Origin of the sequence: Bacteroides sp. ET489 (assembly GCF_030518095.1) — a bacterium.
Lineage (GTDB): Bacteria > Bacteroidota > Bacteroidia > Bacteroidales > Bacteroidaceae > Bacteroides > Bacteroides ndongoniae.
The window spans coordinates 1-21,191 of sequence record NZ_JAULLJ010000041.1 but is presented as its reverse complement, the minus strand read 5'-3'; the positions used below and the strand labels follow the sequence as shown (position 1 = coordinate 21,191).

The window sequence follows — 21,191 nt, the reverse complement described above, 5'->3', positions numbered from 1 at the left end:
CATGAATGAACTGACCCAAAATATTCAAAAAATGATGGTACTGAAGGCTGCAATCATAGCCTACAAGTATGAAGACAAAAGAAATTTTGATACCAGGTACTTTATAGAATTGCGTCCCATCGGGAAAAGCGGACAGATGGGGGCAGGTATCCCCGTCACATACGAATTCATGAATACCCTGCTGGAATCCTATACGGAGGAAATGAGCGGGATACCGGCAGGCAGAGTCCCCGAAAACATGCTGGCCTGCAATCCGAGAAAAGGACAGGAAGAATATATCTGGTACAACCCGCCCGGAAAGAGACAGATGTTCTTTCACAAAGACCTCAATATACAGGACGGCACATTCAATCTGCCGGGAATTGTCTACCATGTAAAAAACGGAAGCATGGACGTATTCGCCTTCAAGGGAAAACGTCCGGTGGAGACGACTCCACTGTTCCGTGCCCCGTTCTTCAACGTGACCGGATCAAGTGTCTGCCTTGGCAGTAGTTCTCTGGAAAAGCCACAGAACCCGACTTTCCTTTCCCTGCTGGAATACTGGGAAAAACGGTTCTGGCTGACTGAATTCTCTCATCTGGGAGGAAATGTCAATCCTACCATTTCAAATCTTGTCATCGTCACCGAGAACATAAGAAACAATCCGTTCGACATGAACGAACTCAAGCCCATGAATAAAAAACTTAAAGACATACTTCCATGAAAAAGATACATTTTACCGACCGCTACCTGCTCAATCCGCGTCATCCGGTAACGGTATTCGTCATCGGAGCCGGAGGTACCGGCTCACAAGTGATAACCAATCTGGCACGTATGAGCATGGCACTTCAGGCATTAGGTCATCCGGGACTGCATGTCACCGTATTCGATCCCGATACGGTAAGCCAGGCCAATATAGGACGCCAGCTTTTCAGTGAGACGGAACTGGGACTGAACAAGGCCGTATCACTTGTCACACGTATCAACCGTTTCTTCGGATACGCATGGACTGCCGAACCGCAATGCTTCCCCACCAGAAACTTTTCTGGAGAAAGCACAGCAAATATCATCATTACCTGTACGGACAATATACGTTCACGTCTTACACTTTGGAAGTTCCTGAAGAAAGTCCGCAAAGAAAACTTCAGTGACCATTCGGCTCCCATATACTGGATGGATTTTGGGAACAGCCAGACAAAAGGACAGGTCATCATCGGGACGGTACGTGAGAAAGTTCTCCAACCTTCTTCACAGGAATATATTCCCATGCCCAAAATGAATGTCATCACCGAGGAAGTGGACTATGCAAAAATCAAGGAAAAGGAATCGGGACCAAGCTGTTCACTGGCAGAAGCCCTGGAAAAACAGGATCTGTTCATTAACTCCACACTGGCACATATCGGATGTGATCTGCTCTGGAAAATGTTCAAGGAAGGAAAGACACTGTATCGCGGTGTCTATATCAATCTAGATACATTGAAAATGACCGCAATTCCGGTATAATGACGGAAGTGACCGTATCATCTTTCCATCAGAATACGGTCACTTATTCTATTTGCTACTTATTATTTACTACGTTCTTACCACGCTGGAGCAGGAAACTCCGTATCTCTGAGGCGAGATAGAATGATTTCCCGTTCTTTTCCACCGAGTAATATTTAATCTTACCCTCTTGCCTGTAACGTGCCAGAGTTCTTTGTGACACACCAAGGAGTTCTGCCAGATCTACATTATCAAGAAGTTTATCCCCGTTCATACATTCTTTCAGACGGTTCATCTGGTCCAGTTTTTTTTCAATGCGGGCAAATCCCTCAACCATAGTTCCTATCAGTCTTTCGAGTATCTCATTATCTATGTATGACATAATTACAATGTTATTAAGTGAATAAATCGATACTCTTTTCGTGCGCACTCTAAGAGTATATACTCATAATAGTGAGAATAACATGCCAAACAGATAAAGAAAATAAAAACATTTTGTATACGTCTGTTAATCAGATATATAAATTAGCATCTTAATTTTCTGCTGTAAACCGAAAGTGTAAACCATTTAAAGCATGGCTATTACCAAGTTTACATTTCTATAACGACACTTATTATACTTTAGAACTAATCTTATAAAAGAGGTTTACTAATAGCTTTACCCCTCCTATTCATTTAGCTTTAATATGCTTTACAAAATAGGCTTTATATTTCATGCATCAAAGTATGAAATATAAAGCCTGACTTTTTACTGAAAACAGTTTACGAATGGATTAGTAGTTAAATTTTCATCCTATTTCAATATATTTACCAGAATCAAATCCATTCTCTAAATGCTCGTTTTGGAAAATATATCCCATCTGATTGGACAGTAATTTAGTACCACCAATCTCAGAGTCAATATTTGTATGTGAATGTCCATATATCCATGCATCAATCCGGTTATCACAGATCAAATTTCCATATTCACTTGCAAAGGCACTATTCAGTACAGAACCTTTATGATATGGTGCTACAACCTGAAAGGTAGGCAAATGATGTGTTACAACAATGATATGTCTTGCCTTACTTTCCATGATACTTTTCCGGATAAAACTGATACAAACTTCGTGCATCTCATTATACTCTTCTATCTGGAGCAATTTCCCATTATAATTTATCTGCCGGAAATCGTTCATGCCTTTCCACACGAAATACTCGTCGCTCGGACTGATTCGCGACCATAGCGTACTTAAAACAAAATCGGTATCGTCTATACTTACGACCTGATTTTGATAATATCCCACGTTTTTACGTAACATCCATTTCCATTGTAAACCACGCTCCATTACATCCGAATAATTATAATACTCATGGTTACCTGGAACAATCAAGACTTGCCTATAGTTCTCAGATGCCCATTTCCAAAACTTAGCCCGTGGGGTAATCTTATCCTTCAAATAGAATATATCACCAGCTAATACCAATACCTCACCAGTTACTGGCATCTCATTCTGTTTCAGAAATATGCTATGCTCCTGAAATTCTAGGTGCAGATCACTCATGTATTGTATTCGCATTATATGTTGTTTTTGATTGTTCAACCTGATTATTAATGATACGAATGTAAGATTTAAGACGATAAAAAAGAGTGTATAATACCAGTTTTTCCACTGCAAAGAATTCATGGTTCATTACAAATCTCGCATTCTCTATTACCCAAAATACTGGCGCCTATCCACCAGCAACATCGTTATTCCGAGTCGAACATTTTTCTAAATTCTACTGAATAATCAGAAGCCCTGTCATAATCATACATCACTGCAGCATTCTCCTCATTCTTGTCTTCAGCATTCTTCGACCAATTGTAAGAACCTGTTATTACAAACTGATTATCAATAATACAATACTTATTGTGCATTATTCCCCCTCGTGAACCACGAACTGCCTTAAATGGTATTCCATCTATGTTAACTCCAAACTTTGAATTCGTATGATCATCATAGAAAATAACCTTCACATCAATCCCTTGTTTATGCTTTTCAACTAATTTGTCTGCTATACTTTGATTCGTAAACCATGCCATACATACATGAATTGACACCCGAGCCTTATCAAGATCCTTGATTATTTTATCCGCTATATCATTGAAATAAGCATCATTTCTTACAGGTTTCTTATCTGCAAGAATCCCCCGTGAAAAAAATCTATTCAAAGCTTCGACCATTTCTTTTTCACAATCTTCAGCTTCTACCATCGATTTTGGATAAACAGTCAGTGTATTTCCAGGATGATCCTTACTAGCACTTGGAGTTATATTAACTGTTTTTATAACATTCAATCTTTCAACAACCTCCTTTGCATCCTTAGCAATAGAATCATCTAAAAAGTACACCTTTACATATTGTTTACCAAATGTTTCTCGGATTTCAGTACTAAAATTCATTCTTTTATGCATATCAGTTCCTATTATAATTGTTCCATTATTATTCTCAACATATAGTGATTTATCACCGTTTTGAATAATTGTACGATTTTTACTATTTTTCTCATCAAATATTGCCCCCGGTTCAATCACCTTTTTCTGTATTTCTTTTTTACGGTTTGCTAAATATGTTTCATAATCCTTTTCAGCATTTTTTGCATATTCAAATAATACAGGATACTTAGTAAGTGGTGTAGATCTTTCCCATAACCCACGAATTATAACTTCATGCTCCGCTATAAAATCTAGTTCCTTTTGCTCCGTTGATAGTTTCGAGTATCTCAACCCATTGTGATTATCAAGATACATCTTCAGGTACTTACAGTAATAGTCTCTGATGAAAATATCTCTTTCTTTCAATTCAACATAATCATCTTGGGCTCGGTCATATCGAAGATTTATAAGATAAACAGCAGCAAACCCCCATGCTATCTTTGGACACTCTTTTTCTCTTTCTGTATCACTCTTTCTTGCAAAATTTCCATCTGTTGCAATTACAGAAAAGCCTCCACAAGGGAATTGACAATTTCCTCTTTTGGGAGATAACCTAATATAGGGATATTCTGCATTAACAACCAAGATAAACTGATCATAATCATCCCCAACATTATTAAGAATATACTTGCTATAAATCAGCCTTTCTGATGGCCATCCATTATCTTTATAGAAATCCTCTTCCTTAAACAGTTGCTCCATATCGACTCAGTTTATATTTATTGTTCCTATATTTTTCTCCACATATACGGACTTCTCTCCGTTCTGAGTTATTTGACGGATTACAGTTGGTTGGTTTTCTCCCATAGAAATAATCTTCTCTTCAAGTTCTGCAGTTTTTCTAGCTGTTACTCTTTGGATTTCCTCCATTAATAATGCAGCGTCATTATCTATCATATCCTTAAAACTTCCAGTATTAATGTGAACTAAATAATACCAAAAATCATCTAGACTCTTAATGATAGCATCAATTTTCAAAAGCTCGCTTATGACATAATCAGAGCTACCAGGTTCTGTTTGTATTTGAATAGAGGCATGTACCTTCTGTTCCGACCAATAATCCTTTATCTCTTTAAGACCATATATATTTCTTGGTATTGGTTGCATATCTACAACCGGAAAAACTCTATTCCTTACATCTGAATTCTTAAATATTTCGGTCATCTCAAACATACAGTCAATAGACTTCAGATAAGGAGCTGTAATGAACATAATAACCTTGTCCGCACTTCCTATCTCTTTCTCATATTTAACAATATCATCTCTGTATTTAATATCCTGAACATCTATTGAATAATAAATACCGTTCTTTTCTAAACCTCTTTTAATGGCTTCCATTGCCCCATTATAATTCTCATCATGTTTATAAGAAATATATACCTTTTTCAATCGATTCTCCATAATCTTGTTATTATTATATCCTTTTAATGATTTGTTTATTACGTACTCAACCATTGGTTTCTCTCTGTTCTTCTGTGTACATATTACGACAATCGTATCATCAATACAATTCAGAGCCGCATCTAATTTATCCAAATCTTCCAATTCTATGCTTGACAAATCAATTCTTCCTAACATATGTATTACGGCTTTTCCGCTTGTACTAAAGTGTTTCAATATTTGAATTGCCAAGCTATAGATGATAACATCTTTTCTTTGTTCATCGGCAGTCATTAACTGATCCCTCAAAGCCGTGATGTCTCCGTTCTGGCATTGATGACACAATCCTACTAGGAACAATTCAAAGACATTTCCTTTAGAGGTCTGTATAAGATTTCCACTTATATACTTGAACGAGTTATTACTCCTAATATGTTTTTTAATCTCCTCGTCTGTTAAATCCGTATCTAATAGATACAACCCCGACCTCAACCCAGGATCCATCAACATTATGTTCAGTTGCTGCAGCTGAAAATCCTTATTCATTATCCAACTTATTGATAAAATTGGTTATTAAATACTTGTTGCTAGGATTCTGCATGATAGAATCTATCAAGTCCATTGCATGTTCCAACGTGTCTTGATATCTACTATCATTGAAAGACTTTATTCCATTATACGATTGAATTAGCACATCCACGACATGATTCACTATGAAGTAGTCGTCAGGCAATTCATGGACTAGAATCCTCTCTAGCCATTTCAACGTCTGCAAAGGATCTTTAATGGCATATCCTGCTAAAAATTCTATAAAGACACTTACCTTGTGTTTACTTAAAGGAGACGTAACATAAGCATCTGCAACTCTTTTCTGGATATTATCATTCCATTTGTCTGCATGATGAAATAAATTATCACATGCCTCTCCCATTTCTGAAGAATCAAACTGCGGTTCCATAAAATGGAGAATATAGTAAATGGCTTCCTCGTTTGTTCGTTGGCCAAGAGTTCCCAAGAAGTTTAATAAAGAAATACGAGCCTCTTGGTTATTTTCACACATTTTGTCAAGAAACACCTTGATGCGCTCGTCTTTATCGTTGTGTGCCCAAGCTAACCATAATATAATGACTTGCTCACGATAACATTCAGTGCAATCTGCCGCATGGCTAAAGAATTCCAACAATTCATCAATGGCATAATTGACAAAATACACTAGTGGATTATAATTATGAACAGGCATAGCCATTAACCTAGGATTAAAGTCATGCATCAGTTTTTTGAATAGCTCAACATTCCTGTTTTTATCAAGAATATTTAGTGTTGCCATATTTAAAAGTACTGCAGCTCTTGTATAAACAGAAGCAGTTTCTGCAATGCTTTCTATGGTTCGGAATATATCTTCTTTATATTTGTTCTCTTTGGCACACTCCACCAGCATGTAACCAGCATTACCTCTCGCTTGGTTAATACCCACATTATAAACATCTTTCATATCTTGATGAATATCCTCATCTGGCTCCTTGGCATTGAGCAATACATTGCAAAACAATTTGAAGACAGGCTCAGGTACAAGGCTCATTTTAGATACATCATTTAAGGCAAATAAAAGCGAATGTATACAGAAACCTCTAAAAGTTGAATTGACGTCATAATGTACTATATCAAGGATTCGCTCCATAACATGTACAGCATCATCTAAGCGTCCTGCATCCAACAACCCTTGCATTCCTGCTTGGGGATAATCCAAAAGTACGCGGTTGTCATCTAGTGCTTTATTAATCAAATCAATAAACTTGTTTGGTTCTTTCGCCACTACATTTCTAAATAGATGGCATTGCCCAGTCAAAGATGGTCTGTCCCAATCTATTATAGAGTTATCCGTATATGTTAGCATCGCTTTGTGCCATGTGTCAAGGTTCATCTTCATCCCTTGGTCTTCTCTCAATGATGTCCAGCCTGTATGAGTTGTCATTTGGGAAGGCATATCATTTTTTAATCTGGCTTCATTGAATTTCCTATCAATCCTTTGTCGCTCTTGATATGCTTGCCAGGACAATCTTCTGAGTTCTTCTTTATGTATAGCATGCAACGCTTTTCCCTTATGCAAATCAATATCAAGCAATGGATGACCGTATAAAAGTCTATTTTTAACATAATCCTTAAACAAGACGTGTTCTCCCTTGTCATCTATAGAAAGGATTCTTCTTATTATTGTTAACTTTTGCTCATCATTCCATAACGGGAATGCAGCTTTTAATGCTTCCATAGTCTGATACTCCACCCAACTCGGAGCATTGCAAAGAACAGAGCGATTGATTATTAGATTAAAGATGTTATCCTTAAACTTCTCAGGAAACTCTGTATAGACATATAAAGCAATGAAAACGAATCCTTCGTGCTCACTCTGAGCAAACTCCGTCAAATATAGTTCAACTCTTTCGTTATCAACTTCTTTCAAGAAATTATCTATAAGAATGTTTGCAGCATCTTCTATAAAATTTGAAACAAAATGTCCACCCGTCACTCTTTGAAAACTGTAGAATTCTGTAGAATTGCTTATTTCAGCACCATCTAAGCAAAATTTCGAATTATCATAAATAAGTTTCAGTATGTCCACTAATAGCTGAACTCCATGATTATGATGATCCCTAAGCAACTTCTCATACAGGAGCTTAACATCATGCCCAACTTCTATCCTATAAACAAGCTTTGACTCCTTCTCCAGCAATTGCAATCTGACATTTTCCTTCAACTCCTGACAAACAAATTCAGGATTATCCTTCATTATATTCTCCAGAAGACGTGTATGTTCAAGCGGCACTCTACTCTTAACCAGCTTATTATAAAGTACTATCAATTTCTTTGTATCGCAATTCAAATCATAATATTGAAGCAAATTACTAAAATACTCACAGTCCTCTTTGTTACTAAAATCAAATGTCGCCTCTAACTTGTCAAGAACAATCTCTGCACAAAGCAAAAGCGTCCTTTTGCTCATCAGCATGGTTTTCTCTTTATAATTTTTACTTAAACACTTCCACCCACCTTTACTTTCCATGATTTCCCAAATAGCCTTAAACCAATTAGGGGTATGCACAGACTCATATAACACGTCCATATAAATATTATCTTGAAAGACCTTTCTAGAGATAAAATTTATTTCATCATTCAAAGGTGTTTCAAAAAACGCCATATTGCTCAAGGCCAATGATTTCAAATGATACCGATATATATCTTTTCCATCGTCATTTTGCGCATAAAGTAGTTGGTCAATAATATGAATATACTCCTTAGGACTCTGTTCTCGAAGAAAAGTTAATATGCTCTTAACTGCAGCCCTAGAAAATAACCCTTGGTGCTGCCTTTTAAGTACTTCCAATAAATTGTATCCTTTTTCAGTAAATCTGCGTGCATATACATAATCAAACAACGTTTGATGAAAAAATTGAATCTGATTGCTCTTTGTCTTTAATAACAGCTCATGAGAGAACAGATATTGCAACTCAAAGCTGAAGTCTGTTTCAAACTCCCTAAGGTGTACAGACAACTCTTGACGTTTATACATAGTTGTGACCAGAGCATCCATTAAGGCTAAAAGACGTTCTTTATCAACCGTACGCATGCTATCATCAAGTATGTATTTTCGCCATAATTGATGATAAAGTACGTCCGTTGACAATGGGTATGTCAGTTGTTCTCCTGACTTTATCTTTAAAAATAAGTATAAATGTAACGGATTACCCAAAAATCGTAGAAGATTGTCATTTAAATGTTCCTTACATTCATTCTTATCAAGAATATCTAGAACTTGTTCTTTAGTAAAATCTTTAAGTTCCCATTTGTTCTTTATACGTAAACTATCAAGTAATGGATCGTATTCTAAATCATATGGTCTACAAGAAATAACCACCCTGACATTTGAAATCAATTGTACCTGCCTTATCAATTTTAAAAGAGAACGCAATGGTGTACGATTAGAAGACAGTGATAACGACAATGCATCAATCTGATCTATCAGCAGTATGACCCGTTTATATTGATGGGTCATTTCCTCCATAACAATTTCTATAGGTTTTGCAAGATGCATATTCTTACCAAGTTCATCTGTATCTGCAAACTCAACCTGATCAGATTTAATGCCTAATACTAGATAATCCTTATTTTCCTTCAATTCTTCAAGCAAGTCATGCATAACTATAGACTTCCCAACACCAGCCTTCCCATAAAGTAATGCCAATCTACAAGGATGTTCTGTAGATATCCTCCTTTCAATCCAATCTTTTATCTGATCAACCTCTTCTCTATGGATAGAAGGTTGTATAGTAGGCGCGTAGTCCTGCAACTCGTATGACCCTTTAACAAATGCAACAGAAGGCTCTTCTACATAGAGATTACCTACATAAATTTGTCCGCTATTTTTCTCTATATAAATTGGTGTTTGACCATTTTGATTAATAGTTCTATCTTCCATAACAACTTATCTTTACCGCTTAATGATTCACATAACATCCTCTGCTTCATATAAGATTATCCAATTCTTACCATCCCTGCCAACTGCACGAAATAATCATTTGACCAAATATCAAGTTCTTTTGGATTGCGGAGGAAAGGCAATACATCTTCTTTCACTTGTTTTATATCAGCTGTAGAGAGACGCTCAATGAGTTTTTCTTTGAATAACTCTAGAGTAATATTCTCATTGTTAAACTGCTTGCACCGTTCTGCCAAATGAGTAAAATCTAACGGAACATTATGACGTACATACCATTCAAAATCGTACCAATCACGACCTTTGACTCTATTCTTCCACACACGATAGACCAGTGCGTGCATCTTACCAGCAAACAAGTCTGGAAGTGTAAAACAGCGGGTCATAAATGAATGTGGCTGAAGCAAAAGCTTTTGTTCCGTTTTGAAGTTCAACGGTGGACAAGTATCTACTTCAATCTTTATCTTTATTGACTTCTCTGTTTGGAAAGTCACATCATATACATCGGTATTATCTTTAAGAAATGCCGATTCGACCTTTCCAAAATTCTTCTTATCTTTTTTCTTTATTTCAACCTCACGGCCTACCATTGCAAAGGCATCAATGATAGCAGGAAAATATTTCGTAAAATCGAACTTGTCATCTTGCGTAAGCAGTGAGAAATCCATATCCTCACTGAAACGCTGCAAGCCATGAAAGATTCTCAGGCAAGTTCCGCCATAAAACGCAGCCGACTCAAAGAAGCCCCCAGCATACAGGCCTGCAAGTATCATTTGTTGGTTAACTTCAAATATGGCGTTTCTCTTATGTTGCTCAGTTGTTAAATCATAACGAGAGAGCATATTATCGAATATTTCATTTTTCATCGTCTTAAGAATTTTAAAAGTGTCGAAATTGAATCAGCCTTTTTGCCTACATTAATATAATCTTCAAATATGGTTGCATCCATATTATAGAACTCATCCATATCCATACGAATATCCTGCTCAAGATATGTCTCTACATCCTTCATATAGCGAAGAATGACTTTTGAGGAATTGGCAATCAAATCACACAAAGCCTTTTCCGGTGATGCAATAAGAAATGCATAGTCACCTTTATTCATACTCCTTACTCCTATCGGAAATGCCTTTCTTGAAATATATTTGTAGTCATAATTGCCGACTGGAGTTTGAAAACTTCGGGGATGTTTTACTGTCATTGATTGATGAACATATACAGCCTCTGGGATAAGTCCATAATATCGTAGTGCAGTAGACATTGAAATATACGAAGGTGTATAGAGATGATTGGCGATTAACTCACTTGATAGAGTCTTTCCTGAATATTCTGGGTTGATCACATAAAGTCCTCGCTTCAGTCTGATGATAACCCCTTGTTTTTCGAGCCAAGTAACTTTCTTATTAGCAGACTTCAGTTCCGGATATAACGATTCAATGATTGAAGTCGTTACTGGAATGGTTCCTATTTCACTTAATTGTCTATCCATACTGCAAATATAGTAATATTTTGAACAATAAAAGAAATAATAATTCTTTTTCTGTTCAAAATATTACTACTAAGACCATCTTAAAAAATAGCGACTGCTGTCACATAATGATTACCGACAAGGTAGATTATTATCTAAAATTTCTCATCACTCACCGATTGTAAAGACCTCATAGCACTTAAAAATAGATTCTATTTTCATAGATAAGACACTAAAAACTCACAAATCTGTTCATCGATACAAACATCAAGTCCTACTTCATCTTTAAGTCTAAAAGAATAAAAAGCATCCTTTTCTTCTTTTTCGAACTGTGAAGTAAACGAGGCACTCATTGTTCCCAATACAGTTTATGAAACTTTTCACATTTAGTAGAAAACCCATGGGCTAAACCATTTTTGAGTCTGTGAGTATTTCATTGCCCATTTAGCTTTCTCAAGAATCGCTATTTTTCTAGCTTTTTCATAAAATTACATGATTAGAGATTAGGAACTGCACCGAATTTACCGAATTTATATGCCTTTTGGAGAGAACTGATCCTATTCAATCCCTTAAAATTTGTTAGAGGATACAGCACACTTGATCCATCCAGATTCTTTTCAGTAAACCAGACATTATCTTTTCTAAGCAAATCTTCCTCTCCTAACAGTCCATCATAATGTGTAGTGAGCAACAACTGGGCTTGCTCTGATTCTTTCAGAAAACGTTCAATAATATGTTCTATCAATTTTGGATGAAGAGAATGTTCGATATCGTCAACTGCAAGAAAAGCATCATTTTCAAGAATCTTTTGTACTTGAGCAGCTAGGCCAAACGTACGGATAGTACCGTCTGATTCAAACAGTTCTGGGAACCCATAATAGTCATTGTTACCATCATTAGATAAAACTTTATGCTGATACATGGTATAATTAATCGACCCCTTATATATTTCCTGCCTTTTGCAATTAATATTTGAAATATTGAAATCTGCGTCTTGTAGATATCTCAAAATATAATCTTTTACAGACTCATTCTTGATCGATTCTTTAGCATAACGATTTAAAGATGATGAAGATACAATAGCTGACATAACTTGATTGGTTAGATACTGAAGAACCGTCTCTAATTCTACAATATGTGTATTCACCTGCATATAAGCAGCAAAAACTGACATGTTATGCAAACACTTCAATGTTATTTCCTCTTTGACAGATTGCGACATTTTGATCTTCTGTCCAAATTTAATAACTGATACGTTATTCTCAGTATTTCTTTCAAATATAGTAGCAGGCTGTTGACTTGGATAATAGATTAGACCTTCCTTTGCTACGTGCCATCTATCTAAAGCTACAGAATAGACATAACGAACTGCTTTTTCCTCATTCTTCAAGTAGAACGAAATCGAATATTCAGATAACTGCGTCGAACTTGTTTTATTCAGGAGAAACGGAACTATTTGAATTTGTTCTGCCTTATTAAGTGGGGTATAAGTAATGAATGACTTGATAAAATCACAAACTTTAATAATATTACTCTTACCCGAAGCATTTGCTCCATAAATGATAGCCACTTTCAATAATCTCACATCACCCCCCAATTCGACAACATGATATGACTCCATATCCTTACTTCTATCAGCTTCAAAACTTAATATAGCCTCGTCTCTAAATGAGAACATATTCTTAAATCTAATTTCTGCTATCATGCTATCCATTTTTACAAAGATGACAACAAATTTACATATTAGTCATAAACATTAGAGTTTTTATGCTGATATAAAGACTAAGAAGTATCTAATTAAATGCTACTAATCCCATCCATCGATTCATAACAAATGAAAGATATTTGAAAGAAATTACAATCAACTATAAAAACTGCACTCATTAAGTTTCAATCTTTCATGAAACAAGTTCATTCTTCCTATTAGTTTGCCTTCCTCTTTCAAGGTACAAATACTACTACAAGCCACCTAAGGATACCTGAAGTTATGAGATAATAATATATCCCTATGTTGTTTTTCTCACCAAGTAAATACCACATTATTTTCTTGTGATATGTTTTGAGATAATCAAAGTGTAATAAAAAATAATTCTTTAGTTAATCTATAGACCTGGCATCAAAACAAATTATTGCACCTTCTTAGTTGAAGCAATATATATGCTAATTATCGGAAGACAAACAAAATAGAGATTTACAGATTATCCAGCTATAATATATTTTTGAACAAGTTGATCTTTGTAATATATTTCTATATTTCTCCCATTTATTTTTATTATTTTTATATCTGATGGACATAGCTTCAAAAGCCCTTCAATATAACCTAAGGCTCTATTTACAGTCCAGTTATCATGGTTACACCATGTCATATTCAAACCTTTATCTTCAATGATTGATAATAGGTCATTAAATGTTATATTTTCCATAATCTGATTTTACATTTATGATTGTTCTATATTTAAAAATTTACAAAGTACAATAGGCTCACTAAAGATAAAACCCTTTTCAATGTCTTATTTACAAAGGTAGTATAAATCATAAATGATTTAAAATATGATAAAAGAATAATCCTCTTGTTGTTTAGTAATGTCTATCATCTATCCCAATTTGATATTCTAACCATACTTTTGTAAAGAATGAACATATTAATATGCCAATATTCCCTATCTTTGTATAAATGGAAAATTGTGACAGCATAAAGCCTAAAATTCTAAAAAGAATAAAAACAGTTCTCGCTGAGAAAAGCAGAGTTAATAAATAGCTAGCTGAACAATTGAATGAAAATCTGGTATGGTATTCAAATGAATTACAAATAAAGCTTAATAACATCGAAGCTCTTATCCAAACTACAAAAATGCTAGAAGCAAGAGTCAATAACTGATTAAAAATAGAATAAATATATGGGAACAGGGAAATTATATAAATATCTGGATTTTAACGGTGGATTGATGATGATGTATAATAGTAATCTTCAATTTACCAACGCTACACAGTTGAACGATCCGTTTGATTGCCATCCTTCACTAATTGATTTCTCTAACGTTCCGAAAGAAGTATGTGGAGGATGGACTCCGGAAATAATCGAGGAATTAAAAAGGGAACCATTTCGTAGAACTAGAGAGAAGGCATGGATATGCAGTCTTTCTAAAATTCATAATTCAATTTTAATGTGGAGCTATTATAGCAAGCATCAAGGAATTTGTATCGGTCTGGATATGGAGAAAGCCCAAAAGTATCTTTCTCGTATGTATGGTAGTGTGATGATTGGTTGCTCGGAAGTGGAAGTACAATATAAAGATATTGTAGAAAAACCTGATTTTTTCAAGGACGCAAAAGATTTTTTTCAGTATCAAATATCGACAAAAGCCAAAGCTTGGGAGCATGAACAAGAAGTGCGTTTATTTATATTAAATCCATGGTCGACATATATGAAGCTGCTACCATGGCAAAATGATAATAAAGGTCCGATTGATTGGAAAGAAGTAAGAGCCTTCCTCGAAATTGGAGGAGAATGTTTCGACTCCGTATATTTAGGAGTCAATATGAATACCGAAGAAAAGTCAAAAATAATCCATGTTGCTAGAAAGTTGAATCCCAACATTAAGATTTTTCAAATGGAAATTGATTCAAATGCTTTTAGGTTAAATACAAAAATAATAGAGTAATATATACCAAGAAACTGACAAAAAATAACAAAGAGGAGACCATAGAAGCCCATACTTTTCAACAATCGCGACAGTTTAAGAGGAAATTCATCCATGACTGACAAGCGAGATTTGTAGTTGACTTTGCTTTTGTATAAATAAACAATGAACCCTATACAAGGTTATTCTATAATATATATTCATGAGCACATTAGAACTGAAATCCATAGCCGAGTTACAAGACCTGGCATTCTTCATCCCCGACTATCAGCGGGGTTATCGATGGACCCGACAACAAGTAGAAGACCTGCTCAACGACATTCTTGAATTCAGCCAAAAGGAAAATGCCGGCATCTACTGCCTGCAACCGCTGGTGGTCGTCAGAAAATCGTCGGACGAACAATTGTTGGACAAGATACACCAAGCCAACGACCTGAGCGAAGTGAAGCGTCTCCTGAATGGGCAATGGGAAGTAGTGGATGGACAGCAACGACTGACAACCATACGCCTCATCCTGGAAGTGCTACAGCATCCTCGTTTTTACGACATCAAGTATGCCACTCGTGAGAAAAGTGCCGAATTTCTGAACAAGATAGCCAGGCAGGACACCACACAAGAAAACGAAGACAATATTGATTATCACCACATCAGCCAGGCTGTTATTGTAATCCGCGAATGGATGGAAAAGAAAAATACCGAAAAATTCCTGAGCGTATTACTGAAACAAGTGAAATTCATCTGGTACGAAACACAGGAAGAGAACCCCAAGGAAGTATTCACACGGCTGAACATAGGAAAAATCTCGCTGACCAACGCCGAACTGGTAAAAGCCCTGCTACTGAACAAATCGAACTTCGACAGTGCCGATGACAACAAAATCAGGCTGTGGCAACAGGAAATATCCATGGAATGGGATGTCATGGAATATGCTCTCCAGTCCAGCGAATTCTGGCTTTTCCTCAACAAGCCCAATAGCGAACGGCCTACACGCATTGACTTCATCTTCGACATGATTTGCCACAGCGACCTGCTGCAATGCAAGAACAACAATGAAAAAGAAGCGGCCGATGACTATAAAACATTCCGCTACTTCTACCATTACCTGACCGTACAGAAGCAACAAGGCATTCCGATGGCACAGGCCACCCACACCATTTGGGAGAAAGCACAGGAAATCTTCCAGACCCTGCAGGAGTGGTTCGACGACAAGGAGCTGTACCACTACATCGGATTCCTGATTTGCATGGGCAAGAGCGTGGACGAAATTTACAGCCAGTGGACACGCTACACGGCCAAATCGGATTTCAATAAAACATACCTGATGCCTGAAATCAAGAACAGCCTCCGCGGCACAGATATTGAAAACACCTATTATGAAGTCAATACAGACGATAAACAGAAACATAATGGCGGAAGCAAAACCAACTGCCGCCCTATCCTGCTGCTGCACAACCTTCAGACAGTCATCAATCAGAACAACGTGCTGACCGGAAACAAGAAATACGACGACGGCGTGTTCTACAAGTTCCCCTTCCACCTATACAAATCGGAAGGATGGGATGTGGAGCACATCGACTCAAATACCGAGAACAAGCTGAACACCATACAGGCACAACGCGAATGGCTGCTCAATGCCTACTTCGGACTTCAGGACAAGGCCTATCAGCAACTCCGTGAGCGGATTCAAGACTTCTTCAGGCAATACACCGGAAAGGCCTACGAACAGAGCGATAACCCAGACAAACAGGAAGAACGCAACACCCAGTTCGGAGAGCTGAAAAATGCTATTGAAGACATCAACAGCAGCAGACGGCTGAGCCAGGACGAAAAGAACAGGATATGGAACTTTACACTGCTCGATTCGTCGACCAACCGGAGCTACGGCAATGCCATATTCCCTGCCAAACGCAGGGCTATCATCGGCAAGGACCAGGGTAAAAAAGTGGGTACACCCCAAACCGATGAGGAAGGACAAATAATGGATAGTAAGCCCGAGAATGCTTCCTCATCATTCATCCCGCCATGCACCAAATACGTATTCCTGAAATATTACAATACGGTTTCGTTCGACCCCAACACATGGACCAAGGACGACGCCAAGGCCTATGAAGATAACATAAAAGAAGTACTTAAAGATTTTCTGTCATGAGTGAATACAGCCAAAAGGTCTCATTCTGGGACCTGCTAAAAAGAAAAAATATAGTTATCCCCATCATCCAGCGCGACTATGCCCAGGGCAGGAAGGGCAAGGAATTCCTGCGCGAGCGTTTTCTCAAGCAACTGTTCGACGCCTTGCAAGACGATGCCGAACCGCTGGTACTGGACTTTGTATATGGCAGTACGGAGGAAGACACCCTCTATCCGTTGGACGGCCAGCAGCGACTCACTACCCTCTGGCTGCTGCACTGGTATCTGGCACTGCGCGCAGGCACACTGTCCGAGGACAAAAACATACTGAAACATTTCTCGTACGAGACCCGTGTCTCATCCAGAACATTCTGCCATAAGCTCTGTAGCATCAGCCAGCCCTATCAGTCACAAAAGGCTGATATAGCCGGCTTTGTACGCAACCAAAGCTGGTTTTACTCCGCATACGAGCAGGATCCCACCATACAGTCCATGCTGCGCATGCTGGGGGGGACGGATATCAAGGACAATAATGACATTGACATTATCGACGGCATTGAAGAATATGCCACGCAGCTGAAACTTACTGAGGATAAAGCAAAAGAGCTCCTGGAACGGCTGAAAAGCGCAGATTCCCCCATCAGCTTCTACCTGCTGAACATGGAGGACAAGAACATGCCTCTGACCGACGACCTCTACATCAAGATGAATGCCCGCGGCAAGACACTGACCGACTTTGAGAATTTCAAAGCCGACCTGCTGAAATACAAGTTGTCGGACCAGGAATACCTGATACCGGAAAACGATACCAGCGAAAACAGCTTCAGTCTGCTGCTTGATACCCGGTGGACAGACCTGTTCTGGCCATACCGTTCGGCCGAATACCACATTGACGAGATATACCTGAATTTCCTCAACCGTTTTTTCCTCAACTGGTACATCGCCCGCTGCAACACGGACGCAACAGCAGAAGAGGTAACAGCCCGCGATTTCTACAAGCAACTGTCAGCAGCCATAAACGGTAAAAACAAGGACTACCGCTACCAGAGTATCTCCATCTACAATCAGGTGCTTACCCGTGAGTGTATCGCCTCACTTCAGACCTGCCTGAACCGCCTGTACGATCTTTATCAGAAAGCTATAACCGAATATGGCAAAGAACAGGCATCACAGGTAGTGGACAGCCTATTAAGCCCTTATTGGGAAAACAAAGCGAACGACGACGAAGGCGGAAAAACAAAGAAAACCTTCTATTTCATCCCCAGATATGAAACAGGAAACACTCCTGACTCCATCAACCTTCAGCAACAGGTAGTGTTCCATGCCGTCTGTGTATATCTTACTACTTGTCAGACTATTGATTTCGGTCGTCTGAAGGAATGGATGCATGTAGTTTGGAACATCGTTGAAAACAGCTACATAGACAGCGAACAGAGTGTCAGCGCCATCCGTTTCTTCGACCGGGGACTTCATGCACTGCCCAGGCTTCAGGATTGTGAAAGCACCTGCCAGGCATCCGACGACATCATCACTTTCCTGGCCGGGACAGACGAAGGCCAGCTGAAAAACATATTCGGACGCAGGCAACTGCTGGAAGAGATAGCAAAAGCCCGACAGATAAAGGCAGACAACAGTTGGAAAGAAAAAATAGATGCTGCCGAACGCTTTGCATTCTTCAAAGGCGCCATAGCATTCCTGTTCAACAATGAGAAAGGTGAAACAGACTGGAGCTACTTTGACCGGAAACTGGATACGGCGCAACTGCTATTTGACAAGGATGGCGTCAAAACAGAACAGAAGGTACATGCGCTACGCACTTTGTACAGCTACTGCAACAATTGGGATGCACAGTTCGGGCGGTATGCCAAAATATTCAACGGCAGCGCGAATACGTGGAAGAATAACATTCTGACCAAAGTTGGTAACGACAACAGCTATACATATGCAGCACCAGTCCACCACCTGCTGATGGGAGACGGCCCGTCGGAAAAGACAAGTGACGACCGGCGCATGCGACTGCTGACTGACGAATCGCTGGTCAGCTTCCTCGTGACCGAAAACAAGAACGACTCGGACATGTATATCAGAGGTCCGCATGACGCACTATACTACTGCGGCTACAAATACGGGGTAATGCTGAACTTTGAGCGTCGCGATACTTACCTGAATCTGCTCTTGGATGAAGGTGTCATTGAACTGACCGACAGGAACCGACGGATAGATAATACCGGACTGTTCTGGGGTGACTTCAACATCAACTTCCTCTATCATGCACGAAACGGCCGTACCCTGCACTTGCAGTGGTATCAGCAACGCAATTACAATGCGTATGACATCTATCTGATGACCGATGAATGGGGCTATAAGATGCGCCCTGAATCCCTGGAATATGAAACGGGTGACCGCAAGAAATACTACTGTTTCAATGTGGAGGAGCCCAACGATGACATATCAATAGTAGAACAATTTCACAAACAAATAGAAGAGAATTTTTTAAATTATATGAACAAACAATAATAGTGTCTATTCCAAATTAATTACTAAATATTTTTTTATATAATGCAATGATTGTATTTGGGAAATTTTCCTATGCCCTAAGTGAAATATAAACACAGCTCATACAAAACAGAAGCATTTATAGTTCGCCTATTACTGATTCGAGCAATATGATGGTACTGTTTGACCGATATTATCAATACGCGTATAATGAATATGATACTTTAGCATAAAAGTACTGATAAAATTGTACTTTTGCATACATTTTTAAGAATAAACTAATATGGACAATAGTGAAAATATAGAAGATAAAATTGATTGGAAAAAAATAGATCAATTACATAATGCTACAATTAATTTTTCCAAAAATAGTTTGGAAATAAAAAAGTTACTGTTTGTTGTTATTGGTATTTCGACTCCATTAATAATAAATCTATGTAATAACCAACTAGATGTAGCTTTATTCATTTCATTGTATATCATAATCTTTTCATTTTGGATTTTTGATTCTTATACATACTACTATCAAAAAAAATTACGATTCCAAATGGATCATTATTTTGAACAGATTCTTACTAGAAATACAAACGCACAACAGAAAGATTCAAAAAAATGGAAAGTATCTAAAATGATAATAATTACCTTATTCAATTTGTCTCATTTCTGTTTCTATGGTATTTTAATAATAGTAATAATAATATTGAATCTGTTGTTTTGTTATAATATTATCGGATGAATATTTTTATAAGCTACACAATAAAAGATAAGGAAATCTCATTCGATTCCTTATCTTCTATTTCAAGAAAGTTAAAACATATTGGTAACGTATACATTGATATAATTAATAATGATTCAATCAACAAACAAGAACGTGTATTTTATGAATTAGACAATAGCGATATTGTAATGCTTCTTATAACTCCTAATGTTTATAAGTCAAAATGGGTAATAATAGAGCTTGAAAGGGCTAAAGAAAGATCAATACCAATTATTTCATTTACTTTAAAAGAAATAGAAACATTAAATATAAATTCTATTTCTCGGCTATTTTTCAATAAATTAAAATCAAATTTAATACAAAAAATACCAGTACAAGATAAATGATCCAATACGGTGCTATAAGAATAAAACACTATATTTTATCATTATCAAGCCATGACAGAACAACGGAGATATAAAGTCTGAATACCTCTTGTATACTCAGCTATCCATAAGTTATATAAACCACAAATACCGTTTTGATGGATATCACTACCCAATCCATAGATTAACAAAAAGCAAAAGCGTGTCCCGGTAAGTTACAACCTTTGGGAAAAACTTATTTATCTTGCATTCTTCATATGCGGAAAAGCAGACCAAGTCATTGGAATCTTAGCCCACAACTAATGGACATAAAATTTAAAGACCTGTTTAAATTATGATGAATTTTACAATTGTCGGATGAATTCCCTCCACTTGACTCTAGTCGTTACCAGGATAATGAGCTTTTATAGGACTAAATGTGGATGTATACAGCAGTCAAGCCTATCAATTACTACTTTTCTGCCTAATTTCATAGAAAGCAAATATCAATGACAATATACGAACTATACCATACAAGAAACGAAACAAACCAACATCAATCTTTATATGATCTCACTTCACAAAGATTAAATACAACCCCAAATACTT

16 protein-coding genes are annotated in these 21,191 nt (G+C 37.4%); 7 read left to right on the top strand and 9 right to left on the bottom strand.

The annotated features are described in order from the left end of the window. Position 1: 1 nt before the first annotated feature. Positions 2–703, top strand: coding sequence for a PRTRC system protein B (locus Q3C19_RS15915; protein ID WP_302730623.1), 702 nt, complete (start codon positions 2–4; stop codon positions 701–703). Continuing rightward, positions 700–1,482, top strand: a complete 783-nt coding sequence (locus tag Q3C19_RS15910) for a PRTRC system ThiF family protein (protein WP_302730621.1) — start codon at positions 700–702, stop codon at positions 1,480–1,482. The genes Q3C19_RS15915 and Q3C19_RS15910 overlap by 4 nt, the downstream gene beginning before the upstream one ends. A 55-nt stretch (positions 1,483–1,537) precedes the next feature. Here the strand turns inward: Q3C19_RS15910 and Q3C19_RS15905 are convergent, their stop codons facing one another. From Q3C19_RS15905 to Q3C19_RS15865, 9 genes are all read right to left on the bottom strand, one after another. Continuing rightward, entirely contained in the window at positions 1,538–1,843 is a 306-nt protein-coding gene (locus Q3C19_RS15905; protein WP_302730619.1) for a helix-turn-helix domain-containing protein, read from the bottom strand. A 406-nt stretch (positions 1,844–2,249) separates the two neighbouring features. After that, positions 2,250–3,020 (bottom strand): metallophosphoesterase, encoded by a 771-nt coding sequence (locus tag Q3C19_RS15900; RefSeq protein ID WP_204428173.1) that lies wholly within the window; start codon positions 3,018–3,020, stop codon positions 2,250–2,252. 173 nt (positions 3,021–3,193) lie between these two features. Beyond that, positions 3,194–4,621 (bottom strand): phospholipase D-like domain-containing protein, encoded by a 1,428-nt coding sequence (locus tag Q3C19_RS15895; protein ID WP_302730617.1) that lies wholly within the window; start codon positions 4,619–4,621, stop codon positions 3,194–3,196. Between the two features lie 6 nt (positions 4,622–4,627). Further along, complete coding sequence (locus Q3C19_RS15890; RefSeq protein WP_235303930.1) at positions 4,628–5,845, bottom strand: toll/interleukin-1 receptor domain-containing protein; 1,218 nt, start codon at positions 5,843–5,845, stop codon at positions 4,628–4,630. Continuing rightward, positions 5,838–9,770, bottom strand: a complete 3,933-nt coding sequence (locus Q3C19_RS15885; RefSeq protein WP_302730613.1) for an NACHT domain-containing NTPase — start codon at positions 9,768–9,770, stop codon at positions 5,838–5,840. Before Q3C19_RS15885 ends, Q3C19_RS15890 begins: the two co-directional genes overlap by 8 nt. A gap of 56 nt (positions 9,771–9,826) precedes the next feature. Further along, positions 9,827–10,654, bottom strand: coding sequence for a nucleotidyl transferase AbiEii/AbiGii toxin family protein (locus Q3C19_RS15880; RefSeq protein WP_204428183.1), 828 nt, complete (start codon positions 10,652–10,654; stop codon positions 9,827–9,829). Further along, a complete protein-coding gene (locus tag Q3C19_RS15875; RefSeq protein WP_195411924.1) occupies positions 10,651–11,277 on the bottom strand; it encodes a hypothetical protein in 627 nt (208 codons plus the stop codon). Before Q3C19_RS15875 ends, Q3C19_RS15880 begins: the two co-directional genes overlap by 4 nt. A gap of 475 nt (positions 11,278–11,752) precedes the next feature. Next, positions 11,753–12,961 carry an ATP/GTP-binding protein gene (locus Q3C19_RS15870; RefSeq protein WP_204428185.1) on the bottom strand — a complete coding sequence of 403 codons (1,209 nt, stop codon included), beginning with the start codon at positions 12,959–12,961 and terminating at the stop codon, positions 11,753–11,755. A gap of 493 nt (positions 12,962–13,454) precedes the next feature. Then, entirely contained in the window at positions 13,455–13,679 is a 225-nt protein-coding gene (locus tag Q3C19_RS15865; protein ID WP_204428187.1) for a hypothetical protein, read from the bottom strand. Positions 13,680–14,153: 474 nt separating this feature from the next. Here Q3C19_RS15865 and Q3C19_RS15860 point away from each other — a divergent pair, with 474 nt between their 5' ends. The 5 genes from Q3C19_RS15860 (at position 14,154) to Q3C19_RS15840 (ending at position 20,624) form a co-directional block, all read left to right on the top strand. Continuing rightward, entirely contained in the window at positions 14,154–14,918 is a 765-nt protein-coding gene (locus Q3C19_RS15860; protein ID WP_302730608.1) for a DUF2971 domain-containing protein, read from the top strand. A gap of 181 nt (positions 14,919–15,099) precedes the next feature. Beyond that, entirely contained in the window at positions 15,100–17,046 is a 1,947-nt protein-coding gene (locus Q3C19_RS15855) for a DUF262 domain-containing protein (protein WP_302730607.1), read from the top strand. Then, entirely contained in the window at positions 17,043–19,541 is a 2,499-nt protein-coding gene (locus Q3C19_RS15850; RefSeq protein ID WP_302730606.1) for a DUF262 domain-containing protein, read from the top strand. The genes Q3C19_RS15855 and Q3C19_RS15850 overlap by 4 nt, the downstream gene beginning before the upstream one ends. 262 nt (positions 19,542–19,803) lie before the next feature. Next, positions 19,804–20,256 carry a hypothetical protein gene (locus tag Q3C19_RS15845; RefSeq protein WP_204428195.1) on the top strand — a complete coding sequence of 151 codons (453 nt, stop codon included), beginning with the start codon at positions 19,804–19,806 and terminating at the stop codon, positions 20,254–20,256. Continuing rightward, the gene (locus Q3C19_RS15840; RefSeq protein WP_204428197.1) at positions 20,253–20,624 is read left to right on the top strand and encodes a toll/interleukin-1 receptor domain-containing protein; all 372 of its coding nucleotides are present in this window, start codon (positions 20,253–20,255) and stop codon (positions 20,622–20,624) included. The genes Q3C19_RS15845 and Q3C19_RS15840 overlap by 4 nt, the downstream gene beginning before the upstream one ends. The last annotated feature ends 567 nt before the right edge of the window (positions 20,625–21,191 follow it).